The organism is Rhizocola hellebori (assembly GCF_016862955.1).
Classification (GTDB): Bacteria; Actinomycetota; Actinomycetes; order Mycobacteriales; family Micromonosporaceae; genus Rhizocola; species Rhizocola hellebori.
Genome location: NZ_BONY01000047.1, coordinates 22,454 through 37,945 on the forward strand (window position 1 = coordinate 22,454; position 15,492 = coordinate 37,945).

Here is a 15,492-nt window from a genome sequence, read left to right on the forward strand (position 1 = left end):
CTTGCGGCATTGGGCCGGTGTGTCAGCCGAGGGCGGTGTAGCGGTTGGCTGGCGCGGGGTCGGCGGATGCCTCGTCGATCTCACGGATGAGCCGGGCCAGGGGACGCACGCCGCGCAGGACGCGTTCCAATCTGCCTCGGTGCAGCAGCAGCATGACCGGGACGTCGGCGATGCCCCATGATTGTGCGACGGAAGGGTTTGCGGCGACGTCCACCGTGGCCACGACGAGACGGCCGGCCCGCTCGCGGGCGAGGTCGGCCAGGATGGGACGCAAGGCTCGGCAGCTGCTGTCGTCTTGAGTCATGAACGCCACGATGATGAGACCCCGGTTGTTGAGAATCTCTTCGTGGTACGTGGCGTCGGTGACCGCGAGCACGATGCCCGCGGTTTCTGCCGCATCGGTCATGTCAGGTCCACCCGCCGCCATTCGAAGGCGGTGCGCCAGCGGTTGCCGCTGCCCAGATAGTCGACGAACGCGTCGACGACGGCCTCGCGGGAGCCGAAGGCTTTGTAGTGCTGATCCACGCCGCCCTCCCTGTACTCCACGGCGAAATCACCGTCGTCGAAGACCCGGGTCTGGATGTAGTAATCGGATCTGATGTCCAGGACAGCCCACGCCGGCCCGGAAGGGTCGAGCCGCTTCAGCGTTTTGCGGATGTCTGCGGCCGTGGGGTTGTTCGCCGCCGGCTCACCGTCGATCTCAAGTCGCACTGTCGATTCCTTCGTAGACGAACCGGTGGGCCCACGCGAGCAACTCCGCCATCTGCATCACGCGGGTCTCGTCGCCGTTTTCGAGCTGCAGGGCGCCGGACCACAGCACCCGGCGTGTCTCGCCGCGGAAGTTCTCCAGCTCGATGAAGGCGCCATCGGCGAGCTCGAGGTCGCGCAGCTCCCGCAGCAGAATCTCCGCCGACGCGATGCCCAGCTCCGAACCGATACTGCCGGCACCGGTCTTCGGATTGTCGAACCGCATCCGCACCCAGGGCGAAGGCTGCCGTTGCAGGTTCGCCGGGTCGAGCATGCTGTCGAAGCGGTAGACCGCCTCCGGCTGGGTCTCCAAACCGGAGAACTCGCAACGGTACCCAGGAAAAACTGCGTAGCAGACCTCGTTGAGCTCAGCGTTGTCGAACTCCAGGTAGCGATGCACAGCTGGGATGGCGGCGCCGACCACATCGAAAGGTGTCGCCGTCGGCGAGGCGAATCCCTCCACCACGGCCAGCGGTGCGGCGGCCAGCACCGTCTCACTGTGGGCTCGGGCGAAGGTCAGCACGGCGATCGCGAGGTCAGGCTCCCAGGTGCCGCGGCAGTTGAGCTGGAACGCACGGTCGCCTTCGGGGCTGAGCGCGAGAGCAAAGTGGAACCTGCCGGCCGACCACTTCCATGCGCCGCTCAGCCCGGCCAGCGGCGCGGCCTCGGGGAACCCCTGCACTGCGGCAGCGATATCGACCATGACACTCCACGCTACTCGGAATAGTTGGGGCCAACGTCCTGACTGTAGCGCTGGCGCAAGCGACCACCCGCAGCCGAGTTCTCGGAACCCCGCATCGGTCTCAGATGATCTGGATCATTGTACCAATCGATGCGATCGGCTCGGGAAGCGTTGCGCCCTCCTGAGTTCCAATGCTCGACGACGGGCGGCCGGTGGTCGTAGGTGAGCTGGTCGTAAGGGATCCGGCGGCCTTGTTCGTCGCGCCAGGTGAGCTGCTCGGGCGGAATCCGCCTGCCTTGGGCGTCGACCGGCACGCCACCGGCCCGCTGACCCTCGTCGGTGTACCTGGCGGCCATCTGGTCGTGCGTGCCCTGCCTATAACCGCTGGGGTACTCGGTCGACCTGTCGCGTGTTCCGGGCACGTGGTTCGGGTCCCGGGCGTAGCGGCCGTCCGGCCCGCGCACGAAACCCTCGGCGTCGTAGCGGTGCCCCGGGGGCAGCTGGCCTTGGCCGGGTGTCCGGGTGGTGGGGGCCGCTGTCTGCCTGCGCATCGCCCCCGGCGATCCCGGGTTGCCGGGCCTGCCCAGTTGCGCGGCCTGGGTGACCGACGTATGCGCCTGCCTCACGCTCGGCACGGCAGTCGAGACACGCGGCCTGCGCGGCGTCGTGCCATCGTCGCCGTGGGGGCGTGGCGTGGTGCCGTCACCGCCGTGGGTGCGCGGCCGACGGGGTCTCGGCGTCATCGGCGCATCACCCGTTCACCAGCTTGTTGAGATTCGTCAGGCTAGTGATCAAAGCGTTGACATACATGAGTACGCGACCGGTCCACTTTGTCACGGCGGCGACGATCTGCACGGCGACGGCCGGGATCGCGATCACGGTGAGGGCCTCGAGTGCCCACACGACCACCCGTGCCACCAGGTCGGCGATGAGGTCACGGACGAGGTCGCGGGTGAACATCACCAGGTTGCCCGCACCCGTGGTAGCAGCCGCCATCGCCTCCGAGGCACCGGCCAGCCCGCCCAGCGCCTCCACGTTGTGGACCATCAGCTCCTGGTAGTCGACGGCCCGGTCGCCCTGCCATTCGGGCATGTCCCGGCCGAGGTGCAGCTGCAGGTCTTCAGTCATCCGCTGCAGCTCGCCGGCCATGTTGCTCCAGGTCGCCGCATGCGAGGCCACCACGTCGGGCATGCCCAGCAGCGAGTCGAGGATCTGGCGCAGCGGCTGGAAGTACTCCATCGCCCAGCCCAGACCGTTGGCCACCAGGGCGCTCAACGGGTCGATGTAGGTGCCCGCAACCTCGAGCGCCAGCCCGGCGCCGGCCAGCGCGTCATCCACCCAGCCCTCGCTGCGGATCGCGTCGACCAGGCCCTGGATCGCGTCGGGCAGCATCGCCCCTGTCCACGGTTGCCGCGTCGATACCACATCGGCGACGAGCGACGTATCAGTCACCGCACCCACCTCACCACAGGTCCGCCGCCACCGCGTTGATCGATTCGGCGTTCGAGTTGTCGGCGCTCTCGTAAAGCTCCGCCGTCCGGCGCAGGCCATGTGCCACCAGCGAAAGGTTCTCCTCGACGTAGGCCAGCAGCTCGTCTTGGCGCTTGTGCCGGCTCTCCAGCACCCGCGGCATCCACTGGCACAACGTGCCGTAGGCGGCGTCGTTCTGCGTGATGTGGGCGCTGGCCGCCCTGACCGCACGGAACCGGTCGTGAATGGCATCGATGTTGCGCGCGTGCCCTCGCACCTGCTCCGCTGCTATCTGGAACCCTTCCGCCATCTCAGCTCACCTCCACCGCTCGCGCTCGTCACCCGCCGCCTGATCGGGCGGCCGCAGGTGTTGCACCATCCGCTGGGCCATCTCGCGTCCGGCCGCGGACTCCTCCCCCATCGTCTCGGTGATGATCTGCTGTGCCCGCTCCCCCATCTGCCCAGCAGCCATCGCAATGGTCTGCATGATGGTCGCGGCTATCGCCTCGGGCGAAGCACGCCGGGCACGCTCATTCAGCCGCAGGTTCACCAGCCGGCCGCTGACGTCGACCGTCACCTCGACCATGCCATTGACGTCGGTCGCGGTCACCTGCGCCTGCCGCAGCCGGTCGCTCATAGCCTTCGTGTCACTGGCCATCCGGTCGACGCGGTCGCGCCATCGCGCGACCTGCTCGTGGGCGCTGTCTGGATCCAGCAGACCGCCCGCACCCGGGTCACCGCCCCACATCCGCCCCCCTTGATCGTCCGACATGGATATGTAGTCGGACGTTAGCAGGTGAACGAGGACACAAAAAAGACCGAGCGCCCACGGATGCTCAGTATTGCGCCAGTTCCCACTGTTGAACCAGGTCGATGTCCGGTGAAGTGGTCTGGTCCAGCACGCTGCGGTAGGACAGGCCGCGCCGTGGTGGGCGATGCGCTGTGGTCCGGATGCCGAGCTGGCGGGCTGCCTCGGCGAGCACGATGCCCGTCAGGAGACGATAGCGGCCGGCTTCGCCAGGCACGGCGACGCGGGCGAACTGGGCGCCCGGTGGGTGCTGCCAACCGTGGCCGTCTGGGAGGACGAGCACGGTGCCGGCGCCGGTCAGTTCGGTGCGATGTAAGGGCGGACCATCGGCATCTGGTGTACAGATGACAACTCGGCTGCCCGGTGGCGGCGACCAGGCGTCACCGGCCGGCACGACCCGCAGCGGGTTGCGGTGGCTGCGCGCGGCCGCTCGGGCCTCATTGCGCACCGGACGTGGCGTGCCGAACCACACCTTCTCACGGTCGTCGACGGTGACGGTCTGCCAGCCGAATGCGGCGGCCGAACGCAGTGAACTTCCCGCCTCGACGTGGTCACGCGGCGCGGCCAGCAGCAGGGCTGGACGGTGCGTCTCGGGGCGCGGGGCGCGTGCTTGGCGCCGGCCATTCGCATCGAGCAGGTAGTACAGGGCCACAGCCGCTGCGGTGGCCACGTTGAGCGTGTTGACGCCGTGGCCCGGCATAGGGATCTGCACTGTTCTGGCGGCGGCGCGCAGAACGTCGGGCCGCACGCCGCGGCGCTCGTTGCCGACCACGACGGATGCCCCGTCGTGCAGCAGCCCGGCACGGTACACCGACTCCGCCCCTGGCGTGTTGTCCACGGCGATGAGCTGGCCAGGGCCACCCAACAGCGCAGCTGTGTCCACAGTAGACAAATCCGGAAGCTGTTCGGCCAGGCCCCGGGTGTCGCGGAAGCTGCACGATATGGCAAACATCCGCGCGGCTTCAGCGAGAGCTAGCGCGTTGGCGGGGTTCTCCACACCATCGCCGATCAGGTGGGCGCGCGTGCTCACCATTGTGCCGCCCAGATGCGCCGCGCTCGCACGGCGTACTCGTCCGCGCGGCGTTCATGGTCGGCGGTACGCATCGCGCGGGTGCGGTGCTTGCCAGCGGCATGCTGGATCATGTGGTGGCCGATCTCGTGCATGAGACCGTCGAAAAGCATGAAGTCGCGCAGGGTGCTGCCGGGCCAATCGACCCTGACGCCGGTGTGGCTGGGTGTCACCCGGGCGCCTGCGCGCTGCAAGCGTGCCGTGGCCATGTCGGTGAGCTGACCGGACAGGTCCCACGGGGACATAGGCTGCTCAAACAACAGCACAAGCCCTGGCACCCGCAGCATCGCGACAGCCACACCGGCACCCGCCGCAGGCTGCTGCCGCAGCTCGACCCCACGCACGCCGTACACAGCGGCCGGCCCAAAGAAAGTCAGGATCCCAGCGATGTCGCCAGGGTCGGCTGGATGCACGAACCCGGCTCGCGGCGGGCAGACCCGCACGGGCACATGGGCCTTGGCCCGGCGGGTGGCGCGCAACAGGTACGGATCGGTGCGCAGGCTACGACTCAACAGCACTCACTGGAACTACCTAACAGCCAAACCGCACAGCACGCCACCGGGTTTTCGCCGACTCCACACCCGCCGTGCGCCCCTCATCGCGTCGCGAGGTGCGTTGAGCCGGTGGCGACTTCGGCCAGGATGGCGGGATTTCAGGCGGTCGCCTTGGTCCATGGTTGCAGGTGTGCGGGGATGGTGGCCATGGCTGGGTCGTGGGCGACGACGTGGTTGCGGTCGAAAGGCCACCGGCGGTCACCGGCCTCCCGGCCCAGCAGGAACCACAGGAAGGTCCACAGGTTGGTGGCCACGACGTAGCCGATTGCCTCGAAATCGGCCTGGTCGACGAATCCGACGCAACCGCTCAGCTCGCCGCTGGTGATGAGGACGTAGTGGTCGCCGTTGCCGTCGCCGGCCACGGGAAGCCAGCCGCGTTCGCGCCAGTTCGGGAACCAGCCGAGGACGCTGGCGATGCCAGTCACCGTGGGGCTGTCCTGCACACCGTAGAGGCCACCAGGTCCGATGAGATCGCCCTTGCACACACGCAGCCAGTCCACCAGATCGGCTGGAAGTGTCAGACCGGCGGCTTGTTGCAGATCGGCGATCTCGGCCTCGTCGGCGCCACCGGGAAACGACGTTCCGGGCGGCCGAACCGCCTCGTGGGCCAGCCGCATAACCCCATCTCTCATGCCGGGCGACGGTAACAGGACGAGGCCGGCGATGAGCCGCGCGGCCTCAGGTCAGCACCGACGGCGTAGAAGTCCAGGTTAGGCACCGATCCACTATGCCGAACCGCTGTGTTTGCCGTGGGCTCGGGGTGGGCCTGCGACGGAGAAGAGGGCGTCCTCGTATTTCGCGCCTACTTCGATTCTCGTCAGGTCCCGATACCGGTATCGCGTAAGGGTTTTCGACCACTTGGCCGACGGGGAAATTTCACGCAACGATAGCGACTTCTGGCCGATTGCCTGTGGCACACCGATATAGGCGACCTGCGGGTCGCACTCTTCCACAAGCAAAGTGGTCAGTGGATACTTTGCGGTTGACAGCAGAAGCTCACGGGTGCTGCCGAGCGCGATCGGTGGATCCGGAAGCCTCGGTGGCCATTGATCCCGAAGCGAAAGTGCCTTTTGTATGAACCGCTCCTTGGAGCCACTCGTTTCCAGCGCTTCCAGATGTTTCGTGCGGAAGGCCACCCACCCGTTGAGGTAGATTTCGTCGTCCACATCGGCCATGAGGGTCCAGCGGGGCGACCATGCGAGCACGTACCCTCGAAGCTCGTCGCAGCCTGCGATGCTTCGTCTGACCCGCACCAGCTGAGCCCCTACGAGGACATTCGGAAGGCCGCCCTTGATCCTGCGCCACCGCCCGGACATTTAGTTCTCACCCCCCAAACCATAGCTAGTCGGCGAAGTCATCAACCGCGGTAACCCATGTTCTTTCATTCAACGGCTTCGGTCCATTGGTTTTGCCGCACACGCGCAGGCGGGCAGCACCCACGTCTGGGGTGCTGCCCGCTTTCCGAATGGCGATCCTTAGCGGGGCGACCAGCGCTGTGCGCCGGTGCCGTTGCACGCCCACAGCTGGATGAGGGTGCCGTTGGTGGTGCCGCTGGCGTTGACGTCTATGCATTTGCCCGAGCCGGCGCCGACGATGGTGCCGTCGGCGTTGAAGGTGAAGCGCTGGGCGGAAGTGTTGTTACAGGGCCAGATCTGAACCTTTGTGCCGTTGGCGGTGCCGTTGGCGTTGATGTCGAGGCAGCGGTCGCCGAAGATGCGAAGCTCGCCTGCGGCAGTGCGCGTCCAGCGCTGGTTGGCGTTGCCGTGGCAGTCCCAGAGGTGCACTTGGGCGCCCTGGGTGTTGGCGCCGCCGGAAACGTCCATGCAGCGCTTGGACTGTGGGTTGGACAGAAGCGCGGCTGAGCCGACGGGGGGCACGGCCACCGACGAGAGGCTGCCCGGCACCGATTGCATCGCCGCGTACCAGCGCGCCGCCATCTTGTCGTAGCCGCCCGCGTTGGGGTGCAGGCCGTCGGCGAGGTCGGCGGTGGTGAAGCCGGTGTGCTGGTCGACCAGGTGGGTGCGGGGCCCCTTCTGCGCGACGATGCCGGGCAGGGCGGCGTTGAACGTCTGCGACTGGGCTTCCTGGCCGGCGTTGCTGCGCGGCACCAGCTGAGCCACGAACAGCTCGACCAGCGGCGCATTGACACGGATCTTGTCGATCAGCGCGGACAGCCGGGCCGGCGCGTTGGGTACGTCGAAGTTTTGGCCGATGTCGTTGGTGCCGATGTGCAGCAGGATCGTGCGAGGATTCGCGGCCCGTATCCAGCCGACGATGTTCGCGTCGAGCTGGTCGATGCGCCAGCCGGAGTGACCTTCGTGGTCGTGGTCGCCGAGGTTGGCAGGCCCGTTCACTCCCGAACCGACGAAGTCGGTCAGGGTGCCTGCGGCGGCGAGTCGCTGCCACAGCCCGATACGGTATCCGCCGGGCACATTGAAGCCATCGGTGATCGAGTCGCCAAGCGGCATTATCCTTACGCCGCCGTTGGACTCGGCCTGCGCCGGGGCGGCGACGGCCAGTGACAGCCCGGCGGCCAATGCCAGGCCGATCCCGGCGGCACCGAGCCGCCTGAGGTTCCATCGCATAGCGGGTCCTCTCTGATGGACAAGTGAAGGCAACGTTGTCAATAGTGGTCGGGTACCTGGCAGGCTCGGAACTATTGCAAACATGTAAAGAAATGGATGTCAAGAGCTGTCCCGCCGGGATGGCCGTCCCAAAACTTTTGTCGCAAGGCCCGAACTAAGTCCGACCTGGCAGAAACATCTGGACATCGAAATAAAAGAATCGTAAAGTTGGCTCGCCAGGCAGCGGCGTGCCCGGGTTCACCCAGAGGAAATTCACCACGGCGAAGGCCGGTGAAGGGGCATGCCGCAAGCGGCGGGCATCCATGCACCGGTACAACGTTGTCCCGCTGCATGGAGGAACTCGTGCCCACACCTAGCCGTCACCGTCGCCAGGTCTTGGCCGCGCTCGTTGCGGTGGTCATCGCCGTGGTGCTGAACCCCGGCCGGGCCTTCGCCGCGCCGCTCACCTGGACCGTCACCGCCCCCGGCGGCGCCGCCCTGACAGCCAGCGTCTCCCTCGACGGCGGCCTGCTGACGTTCTCCGCGGCGCGAAACGGCGTCACTGTGCTTTCGCCTGCGCCGCTGGGCGTCGAGACCGCAGCAGTGGATCTCACCCGCAACCTGTCGTTCAGCCAGCGGCAGGACCGCACGGTCACCGAGACCTACACGATGCCGACCGGCAAGCAGCGCAACCGCCAAACCTCGTACAACGAAACGGTTCTGTCCTTCACAGGCATCGGCGGAGCGCGCCTTGACGTGGTGGTTCGCGTATCCGCGACCGGCGTCGCTTACCGCTACGTCCTGCCGGGTACCGGGTCGGTGACCGTGCGGCGGGAGGCGTCGGCGTGGGCCGTGCCCGCCTCGGCCCCGGCCTGGCTGTCGCCCGCGCACGCCGAGGATCAGGGCGTGTGGTTCGAAACCACGGCCGGTGGGGCTGCCACTGCCACTTATCCAGCTCCGGCGCTGTTCGACGTCGGCGGCACCTTCGCCCTGTTAGCCGAGTCCGATGTGGATGGACGCTACGCCGCGGCGAGCTTGTCCCATCTGACCGGCACCGGGACGTTCACCATCGCGTTGGCCAGCCCCACCATCGCCACGACGCTGCCGCTTTCCAGCCCTTGGCGCACCGCCGCGATCGGGGACCTCAAAACTGTCACCGAATCCACGCTCGTTGACGACCTCGCCACACCGTCCAAAGTGGCCGACACCTCATGGGTCAGGCCCGGAACGGTGGCCTGGTCGTGGCTCACCGAGCATTCCAGCCCGTCCGATCCCGCGCGGCAGCGCCAGTACATCGACTTCGCGCAACGCAACGGCTGGGGTTACGTGCTCATCGACGAAGGATGGCAGTTCAGCTGGGCACCGGATGTCGTCGCCTACGCCCGCGCCCGTGGCGTCGCAGTCATCCTGTGGTTCAACTCCGCCAGCTTGCAAACCCCGCAGCAACGCGAACAGTGGCTGCCGCTGGTCAAAAGCTGGGGTGTGGCCGGCGTGAAGATTGACTTCAGCTTCCAGTTCACCCAGCCGACGCTGCAGTGGTACGACGCCGTGCTGGCCCGCACCGCGCAGCTGCAGCTGATGGCCAACTTCCACGGCAGCGCCACCCCACGCGGCATGCAGCGCACCTGGCCACACGTGATGACGGCCGAGGCTGTATACGGAGCCGAGCAGCAAGCCAACCGGGCCGCCCTCAACACCATCCTGCCCTTCACCCGCAACGCCATTTCCAGCATGGACTTCACCCCGGTCACCTTCAGCATCAGCAACCGCGACACGACCGACGCCCACGAGCTGGCCACGGCGATCGTGTTCGAATCCGGTTGGCAGCACGACGCCGACAACCCGGGCAGTTACGAAGCAAGGCCCGAGGCTCTGCGAATCCTCAACCAGCTTCCGTCCGCCTGGGAGGAGACCCGCCTTCTCGCCGGACGCCCGGGACGCGAGGCTTACCTGGCCCGTCGCAACGCTGGGAAGTGGTATGTGGCAGGGGTTTCCGCCCTCTCCGCCAAGACGTTCAGCACCCCGCTGACGTTCCTCGGTGGTGGGCAGTGGCTGGCCGAGACCGTCCGCGACGGAACCGGTTCGCTGCTGCGCGAGACGCGTGTCGTCACCAGCGCCGACACTCTGTCAGTGCCCATGCCCACGCGTGGTGGTTTCGCCACCGTCCTTTGCGCTTATACGGCCGGGCTCACCACCTGTGGCACCGGTGCCGCGGGTGGCATTCTCAAAGGCCACGAGTCCGGGCTGTGCATCGACGTGCCCGGAGGCAGCCAGGCCAACAGCACCCCGGTGAACCTGTGGGACTGCAGCGGTGGCGCGAATCAGAGCTGGACCTCCACTCCCGCCGGGCAGCTCACCATCTTCGGCGGCAAGTGCCTCGACGTTCGCAGCTCCGGCACAGCCAACGGCACGGTCGTACAGATCTATGACTGCAACAACTCCGGCGCGCAGCAATGGAGTGTCAACGGCGACGGCTCAGTCGTCAATCCGGCCTCGGGCAAGTGCCTTGACGCCTTCGACCATGGGCTGGCCAACGGCACCGGGCTCATCATCTGGACCTGTTCCGGCTCCGCCAATCAGAAATGGGCCCGCAACCCCGTGCCCGGAGTGCTCAAGGGACAGCAGTCCGGCCGATGCGTGGACGTTCCGAACAGCAACCAGGCCAACGGAACCAGGCCCGCACTGTGGGACTGCCATGGCGCCGCCAACCAGATCTGGACCTCGTCGGTCTCCAATCAGCTGGTGGTGTTCGGCCTCAAATGCCTGGAAGCGGCCGGGGGATCCAGCGCCGACGGCACCGCGGTGCGCAGCTGGGACTGTAATGGCTCGGCCGCCCAGCAATGGCGGGTACGCTCGGACGGTTCGGTCGTGGGCGTCGCCTCCGGCAAGTGCCTCGACGCCACCGGCCAGGGCACGGCCAACGGCACCCTGCTCGTGATCTGGCCGTGTACGGGCGCCGCCAACCAGAGATGGGCACGCCTCTAGCCGAACTTCGTCCATTTCCCTTCGGAGATCACCTCGACGGAGCCATCGACGACCTTGATCGCCGTCTGTTCGTCGATGGCATAGGCCGGCCCGCCGATTTCGGCCGCCCACCGCTGTGCGTCAGCAAGGGTGTTCGTGGGGAAAGCGTCCAGGTGCGGGAAGATCGAGAAATCGACGACTCCCAGGGTTCGGTCGTCCGGCGCGGACGTCCACTCGACGAAGTACGTTCCGATCCGGGGCGTCATCACCATGCTTCCGGCGCTGACTCCCACCCAGACCGTGTCGGGCAGCGAGGGCAGCAGATCGGCCAGCCCCGACTCGCGCATCCAGTGGCACAGGTATGTTGCGTCGCCGCCGTCGACCAGCAGCACGTCGGCCTCCCGGGCCCAGGGAACCCATCGCTGCGCGCCGATGGTGGGCAACGCGGTGAGCTCGAGGACACCGAGCGACGCCCAGCCCAGGCCGGACAGGTGCCGAAAATCGGGTTCGGCGGCGACGAAGCCCCGTACCGATGTCGGACCACACATCGGGTGACCCCATTGTGCTGTCGGGATGCACAGGGCGCGGCACTCGCCGATCGGCTTACCCAAAAGCTGCACGAGCGCCGATTGGATGCTGGGATTGGTGACGCCGCCTGAGGTCAGTAAGAGCTTCAAGATGACTCCAATTCGTGTCTAGAGGTGGTAGGTGGTCTGGCTGAAGGGGCCGCCCTTGGCGTACGCGTATGCCTTGTCTGGTCTCACCTCGAAGACCACGAGCTGGGAGCGGGACGTCTTGGAGACCACGGCGCCGTTGCGGACACCGAGGTCCCAGCGGCCGTCCCAGCGATCACGGGAAAACTGGTCGGATCCACTCAGCTGGCTAGGTATCGGGCCAACCCGTCGAGGAGTTCGTTGGTGCCACCGACGCGCAGCGCGGGCGCCTGTGCGCCGTCGATGCCGTCCAGATAGACACCCTGCTCGGTCCAGGTCAGCGTCGTGCCGGCCGCGCTCTTCGCGAGCTCGATGGTGGCGACCGACACTGAGATCCGCACGTCGTCGGCGTACATCTCATAGCTGTAGACAATTCGGTGGTCCGGCACGATGTCGTAGTACCTGGCGTCGTACCGGTAGGTCGCGCCGCGAGCCTTGACACCGAAGAGTTCCCGGCCGCCTGGCCGGAAGTCGAACTGCTGCTCGCCCGCCGCGCCGTCCGCGATTTCGTGCTCGCTGACGGATCCCCAGGCGTCTTTGGCCTTCGCGGAGGCGAAGGCGGCGAACACTCGCGACGGAGTGGCTGGGTAGGTCCGCTCGATCGAGAACGTGTCGTGAATGACGCAACGATCGGTCATTGCTGCCCCTCAGCGTGGCTGGTCGGGTCTGGCTGGTCGGCGGTCGCGGCTAGGTATTCGCCGAGCCGGTCCAGGTTGCGCTCGACCATGGTGCGCCGGTCGGCGATCCAGCTCTCCGCCGAACGCAGGGCCGCCGGGTTGATGCTGCAGGTGCGGGTGCGGCCAAGCTTGGCCGACCGGACCAGGCCGCACGCCTCCAGCACCTGAACGTGTTGCAGGACCGCGGCCAGCGTCATGGCCAGCGGCCTGCCGAGCTCACTCACCGACGCCGGGCCGCGGCTAAGCCGATCGACCATAAGCCGCCGGCCAGGGTCGGCCAGCGCCTGGAACACCCGATCCAGGTCGGGAGCATAGGCAAGCATGAGCTTAAGTATTGGGCAAGCCGACGGAGATAGTCAAGTGGATGCTTCAGTGTCGCGATTTCGATGCACCAGCTCGACCTGAATCAGGGTCCTGCCGCTTTGGCGTCAAGCTTCGCGCGGATCCGGTCGGCGTCCGGATGGCCAAGCCCGTCAAGGATTTCCACGGCCTGCTGCCAGGCCGCGCGGGCCGCTTCGGGCGAGCCGGCGGCATCGTGCGCGTCGCCCAGCCGGCCGAGCGTGTCGGCCTCACCGAAGAGGTCGCCAAGCTCACGGTCGATCTCGACAACGTGCTGAAAGCAGGCAATGGCCCGATCGTGGTCTCCGTTGCGATGGTGGGCGTAGCCGAGGCTGTCCCAGGCGGCGGCCTGACCGTGCCGGTCGCCGAGTTCCTTGTGCCGGGCGACTGCCTGCTGGCAGAAGTCCAGCGCCTGGTCACACTGCCCGAGCAGGGCGTATGACCAGCCGACCGCGTTGAGAGCGTTGGCCTCCCCCACCCGGTCGCCGACGGCCCGGTACCGGTCAAGGGCGTGCTTCGCCTGGTCTAGCTCGTCGGCGTAGCGGCCCTGACGCTCCAGCACGATGGCCAGGCTCAGGTGCGTCCGGGCCGCGCTGGTGACATCGCCGATGTCCAGATAGATGTCCAGTGCCAGCCGCAGGTAGGTGGCGGCGTGGTCGTACTGGGTGAGCCGGGTGTAGGCCCCGCCGATGCCGCGGCAGGCGTAAGCCTGCGCAGGCCGGTCGGCCATCCGGCGGGCGGCGTCCAGGGCGGCACGGTGCGTGTCGGCCCAGTCCTGCCAGTGCCCGCGCCGGTCGAAGAAAGACCGCATTGCCCCGGCCAGTTGCCAGGTGTAGGCGTCGAACCCGGTCCGGCCCGCGTGGTCCACAGCGGCGACGAGAACCCAATGCTCGACGGTGAACCAGGCAAGAGCCTGGTGGTAGTCGGCCAGCCGCTCGGGTGTGGTGCCGGGCTGTGCGGCGGCGGGTGCGGCCGGGCTCTGGTGCGGGTCGAGCAGCATGGTCGCGGTGTGCGCCGTGTGCAGGTAATGGTCCAGCATGCGGCGCGACGCCGCTTGCCGGTCTGGCTCAGCGTCGGTCCGGTCGGCCATCTCGGCGGCAAAGGCACGCAGCAGATCGTGCAGGACGTACCGGCCGTCAAGGTGTTCGAGGATGAGGTGTGCCCGCGCCAACTCGTCCAGCAGGGACTGTGTCGACCGGGGCGGGAGACCGGCAAGGCTCGCAATGGCGGGCACCCCGATGTCCGGTCCCGGGTGCAGGCCGAGTAGCCGGAACACGCGTGCGGCCGCGGAACTCAACCGGCGGTAGGACCAGGAGAAGACCGTACGCACATCGGCCAGCGCGTCCCCGGTGTCGAAGGCGTCCAGGCTGCCCTGACCCTCCCGCAGCTCCTTGGCAATGTCGGCAAGCGGCAGGTCGGGGCGGGTGGCCGCGCGGGCCGCGGTGATGGCCAGCGCCAGCGGCAGCCGCGCGCACAACGTGATGATCTCGTCGACCGCGTTCGGTTCGGCTGCCACCCGATCCCGGCCCAGGCGGCGGGCAAGCAGCTCACCCGCTTCGGCCGGGGCGAGCAGGTCCAGAATCAGGGGGCGGGCGCCTTCGGTCGCCACCAGACCAGCCAGGCTGCTGCGGCTGGTGACCACGACCAGGCAGCCCGGTGCGCCGGGCAGCAATGAGCGGACCTGGTCGGCGTCGCCGGCGTTGTCCAACAGCACCAGCATCCGCCGGCCGGCCAAGACCGTGCGGTAGAGGGCGGCCTGCGCGTCCAGGTCGGCCGGAATGCGTTGCAGCGGAACGCCGAGCGCATCCAGGAAGCTGCGGATCGCTACGCCCGGGTCGGTGGGCAAATTGCCTGGAGCGAAGCCGCGGAGATTGACGTAGAGCTGCCCATCCGGGAAGCGATCTGCGATCCGGTGTGCGAAATGGACGGCCAGCGCGGTCTTGCCGATCCCGGCTGTCCCCGCGATCGCCGAGATCACCACTGCGCCGCCCATCTCGGCGGCCGCTTCCGCCAGGCGGGTCAGCTCCGCCAGCTCGGCGGCCCGGCCGATGAAATGTTCTCCGGTGGCGGGGACCTGCTTCGGCACACCCGGGGCGGTGCCGAGGCGGCGGCCGTTCAGCTCCGCCCGGCCCGCGGCCGGCACCGTCAGCGTCGGGTCGTCGGCCAGCAGGCGCCGATGCAGATCGTGCAGCTCTTGGCTGGGCTCGATGCCCAGCTCGTCTGTCCAGAGCGCGCGCAGCCGCTGGAAGGCGTCCAGCGCATCGGGTCGGCGCCCGCTGCCGTGCAAGGCGAGCATCAGCAGCCGCCACGGCAACTCCCGGAACGGCTCGGCCGCTGTCAGCTCGACCAGCTCGGTGACCGCCTCGGCCGACCGTCCAATGTCCAGCAATGCTTCGGCGAACACTTCCCTGGCTTCGGTCCGCTGCTGGTCGAGGCGACGCGCGGCCTCGTCGAGCACGGGCAGCGTCCGGGCATCCGCAAGCGCCGGGCCGCGCCAGAGCCCGAGCGCGCCGGAAAGCGTGCGGACCACCCGATCGGGCTCGCCAGAGCGGGCCGCATGGCGCCCTTGGGCCAACAGCTCGCCGAAGCGCTCGCTGTCGAGGTCGCCGGCCGCCACCTCCAGCAGGTAGCCGGAAGGCACGCCGCGCAGCCGTTCGGCGCAGCCGGGCAGCAGCCCACGCAGACGCCAAACATAGTGCGGCAACAGCCGTACCGCCGACTCCGGGCCGCGGCCTTCCCACAGCGTCTCGACCAACCAGCGGCGTTCCAGCATCTGGCCCGGATGCATCAGCATGATCGCCAGCAGGTCCCGCTGCTTTCCAGCCGGTACCGGCATCCACGCATCGCCGTTCCACGCCTCCACCGAACCGAGTACCCGCCACTGCATGATCCGTCCCCCCGGGTC

Annotated in this window: 17 protein-coding genes; 1 reads left to right on the forward strand and 16 read right to left on the reverse strand. The window is 67.8% G+C overall.

Translation table 11 applies throughout. The annotated features are described in order from the left end of the window. Positions 1-22 precede the first annotated feature (22 nt). The 12 genes from Rhe02_RS31395 to Rhe02_RS31450 form a co-directional block, all read right to left on the reverse strand. A complete protein-coding gene (locus Rhe02_RS31395; RefSeq protein WP_203912038.1) occupies positions 23-406 on the reverse strand; it encodes a thioredoxin family protein in 384 nt (127 codons plus the stop codon). Continuing rightward, a complete protein-coding gene (locus Rhe02_RS31400; protein WP_203912039.1) occupies positions 403-711 on the reverse strand; it encodes a hypothetical protein in 309 nt (102 codons plus the stop codon). The genes Rhe02_RS31395 and Rhe02_RS31400 overlap by 4 nt, the downstream gene beginning before the upstream one ends. Further along, complete coding sequence (locus Rhe02_RS31405) at positions 701-1,450, reverse strand: hypothetical protein (protein WP_203912040.1); 750 nt, start codon at positions 1,448-1,450, stop codon at positions 701-703. The genes Rhe02_RS31400 and Rhe02_RS31405 overlap by 11 nt, the downstream gene beginning before the upstream one ends. An 11-nt stretch (positions 1,451-1,461) precedes the next feature. Then, positions 1,462-2,172, reverse strand: a complete 711-nt coding sequence (locus Rhe02_RS31410; protein WP_203912041.1) for a GH-E family nuclease — start codon at positions 2,170-2,172, stop codon at positions 1,462-1,464. Between the two features lie 7 nt (positions 2,173-2,179). Next, positions 2,180-2,881, reverse strand: coding sequence for a hypothetical protein (locus Rhe02_RS31415; RefSeq protein WP_203912042.1), 702 nt, complete (start codon positions 2,879-2,881; stop codon positions 2,180-2,182). 10 nt (positions 2,882-2,891) lie between these two features. Next, entirely contained in the window at positions 2,892-3,209 is a 318-nt protein-coding gene (locus Rhe02_RS31420; RefSeq protein WP_203912043.1) for a type VII secretion target, read from the reverse strand. 6 nt (positions 3,210-3,215) lie between these two features. Then, positions 3,216-3,647 carry a YbaB/EbfC family nucleoid-associated protein gene (locus Rhe02_RS31425; RefSeq protein WP_203912044.1) on the reverse strand — a complete coding sequence of 144 codons (432 nt, stop codon included), beginning with the start codon at positions 3,645-3,647 and terminating at the stop codon, positions 3,216-3,218. A gap of 88 nt (positions 3,648-3,735) precedes the next feature. Further along, a complete protein-coding gene (locus Rhe02_RS31430; protein ID WP_203912045.1) occupies positions 3,736-4,740 on the reverse strand; it encodes a TrmH family RNA methyltransferase in 1,005 nt (334 codons plus the stop codon). After that, entirely contained in the window at positions 4,734-5,288 is a 555-nt protein-coding gene (locus tag Rhe02_RS31435; RefSeq protein ID WP_203912046.1) for a hypothetical protein, read from the reverse strand. The genes Rhe02_RS31430 and Rhe02_RS31435 overlap by 7 nt, the downstream gene beginning before the upstream one ends. A gap of 140 nt (positions 5,289-5,428) precedes the next feature. Beyond that, positions 5,429-5,962 carry an SMI1/KNR4 family protein gene (locus Rhe02_RS31440; RefSeq protein ID WP_203912047.1) on the reverse strand — a complete coding sequence of 178 codons (534 nt, stop codon included), beginning with the start codon at positions 5,960-5,962 and terminating at the stop codon, positions 5,429-5,431. A 93-nt stretch (positions 5,963-6,055) separates the two neighbouring features. After that, positions 6,056-6,505 carry a hypothetical protein gene (locus tag Rhe02_RS31445; protein ID WP_203912048.1) on the reverse strand — a complete coding sequence of 150 codons (450 nt, stop codon included), beginning with the start codon at positions 6,503-6,505 and terminating at the stop codon, positions 6,056-6,058. Between the two features lie 300 nt (positions 6,506-6,805). Further along, positions 6,806-7,915: an RICIN domain-containing protein gene (locus Rhe02_RS31450; protein WP_203912049.1), complete on the reverse strand. Its 1,110-nt coding sequence runs from the start codon at positions 7,913-7,915 to the stop codon at positions 6,806-6,808. 342 nt (positions 7,916-8,257) lie between these two features. Between Rhe02_RS31450 and Rhe02_RS31455 the strand changes: the two genes are divergently transcribed. Beyond that, positions 8,258-10,879, forward strand: a complete 2,622-nt coding sequence (locus Rhe02_RS31455) for a ricin-type beta-trefoil lectin domain protein (RefSeq protein WP_203912050.1) — start codon at positions 8,258-8,260, stop codon at positions 10,877-10,879. On the opposite strand, the gene Rhe02_RS31460 is transcribed toward Rhe02_RS31455, so the two are convergent. The 4 genes from Rhe02_RS31460 to Rhe02_RS31475 form a co-directional block, all read right to left on the reverse strand. Further along, entirely contained in the window at positions 10,876-11,535 is a 660-nt protein-coding gene (locus Rhe02_RS31460) for a Type 1 glutamine amidotransferase-like domain-containing protein (protein WP_203912051.1), read from the reverse strand. The two genes, Rhe02_RS31455 and Rhe02_RS31460, sit on opposite strands and share 4 nt — an antisense overlap. Before the next feature lie 197 nt (positions 11,536-11,732). Beyond that, entirely contained in the window at positions 11,733-12,209 is a 477-nt protein-coding gene (locus Rhe02_RS31465; RefSeq protein WP_203912052.1) for an SRPBCC domain-containing protein, read from the reverse strand. Then, complete coding sequence (locus tag Rhe02_RS31470) at positions 12,206-12,571, reverse strand: ArsR/SmtB family transcription factor (protein ID WP_239124170.1); 366 nt, start codon at positions 12,569-12,571, stop codon at positions 12,206-12,208. The genes Rhe02_RS31465 and Rhe02_RS31470 overlap by 4 nt, the downstream gene beginning before the upstream one ends. Before the next feature lie 83 nt (positions 12,572-12,654). Then, on the reverse strand, positions 12,655-15,474 hold the full coding sequence (locus Rhe02_RS31475; RefSeq protein WP_203912053.1) for an AfsR/SARP family transcriptional regulator: 2,820 nt from the start codon (positions 15,472-15,474) through the stop codon (positions 12,655-12,657). Between the last annotated feature and the right edge of the window lie 18 nt (positions 15,475-15,492).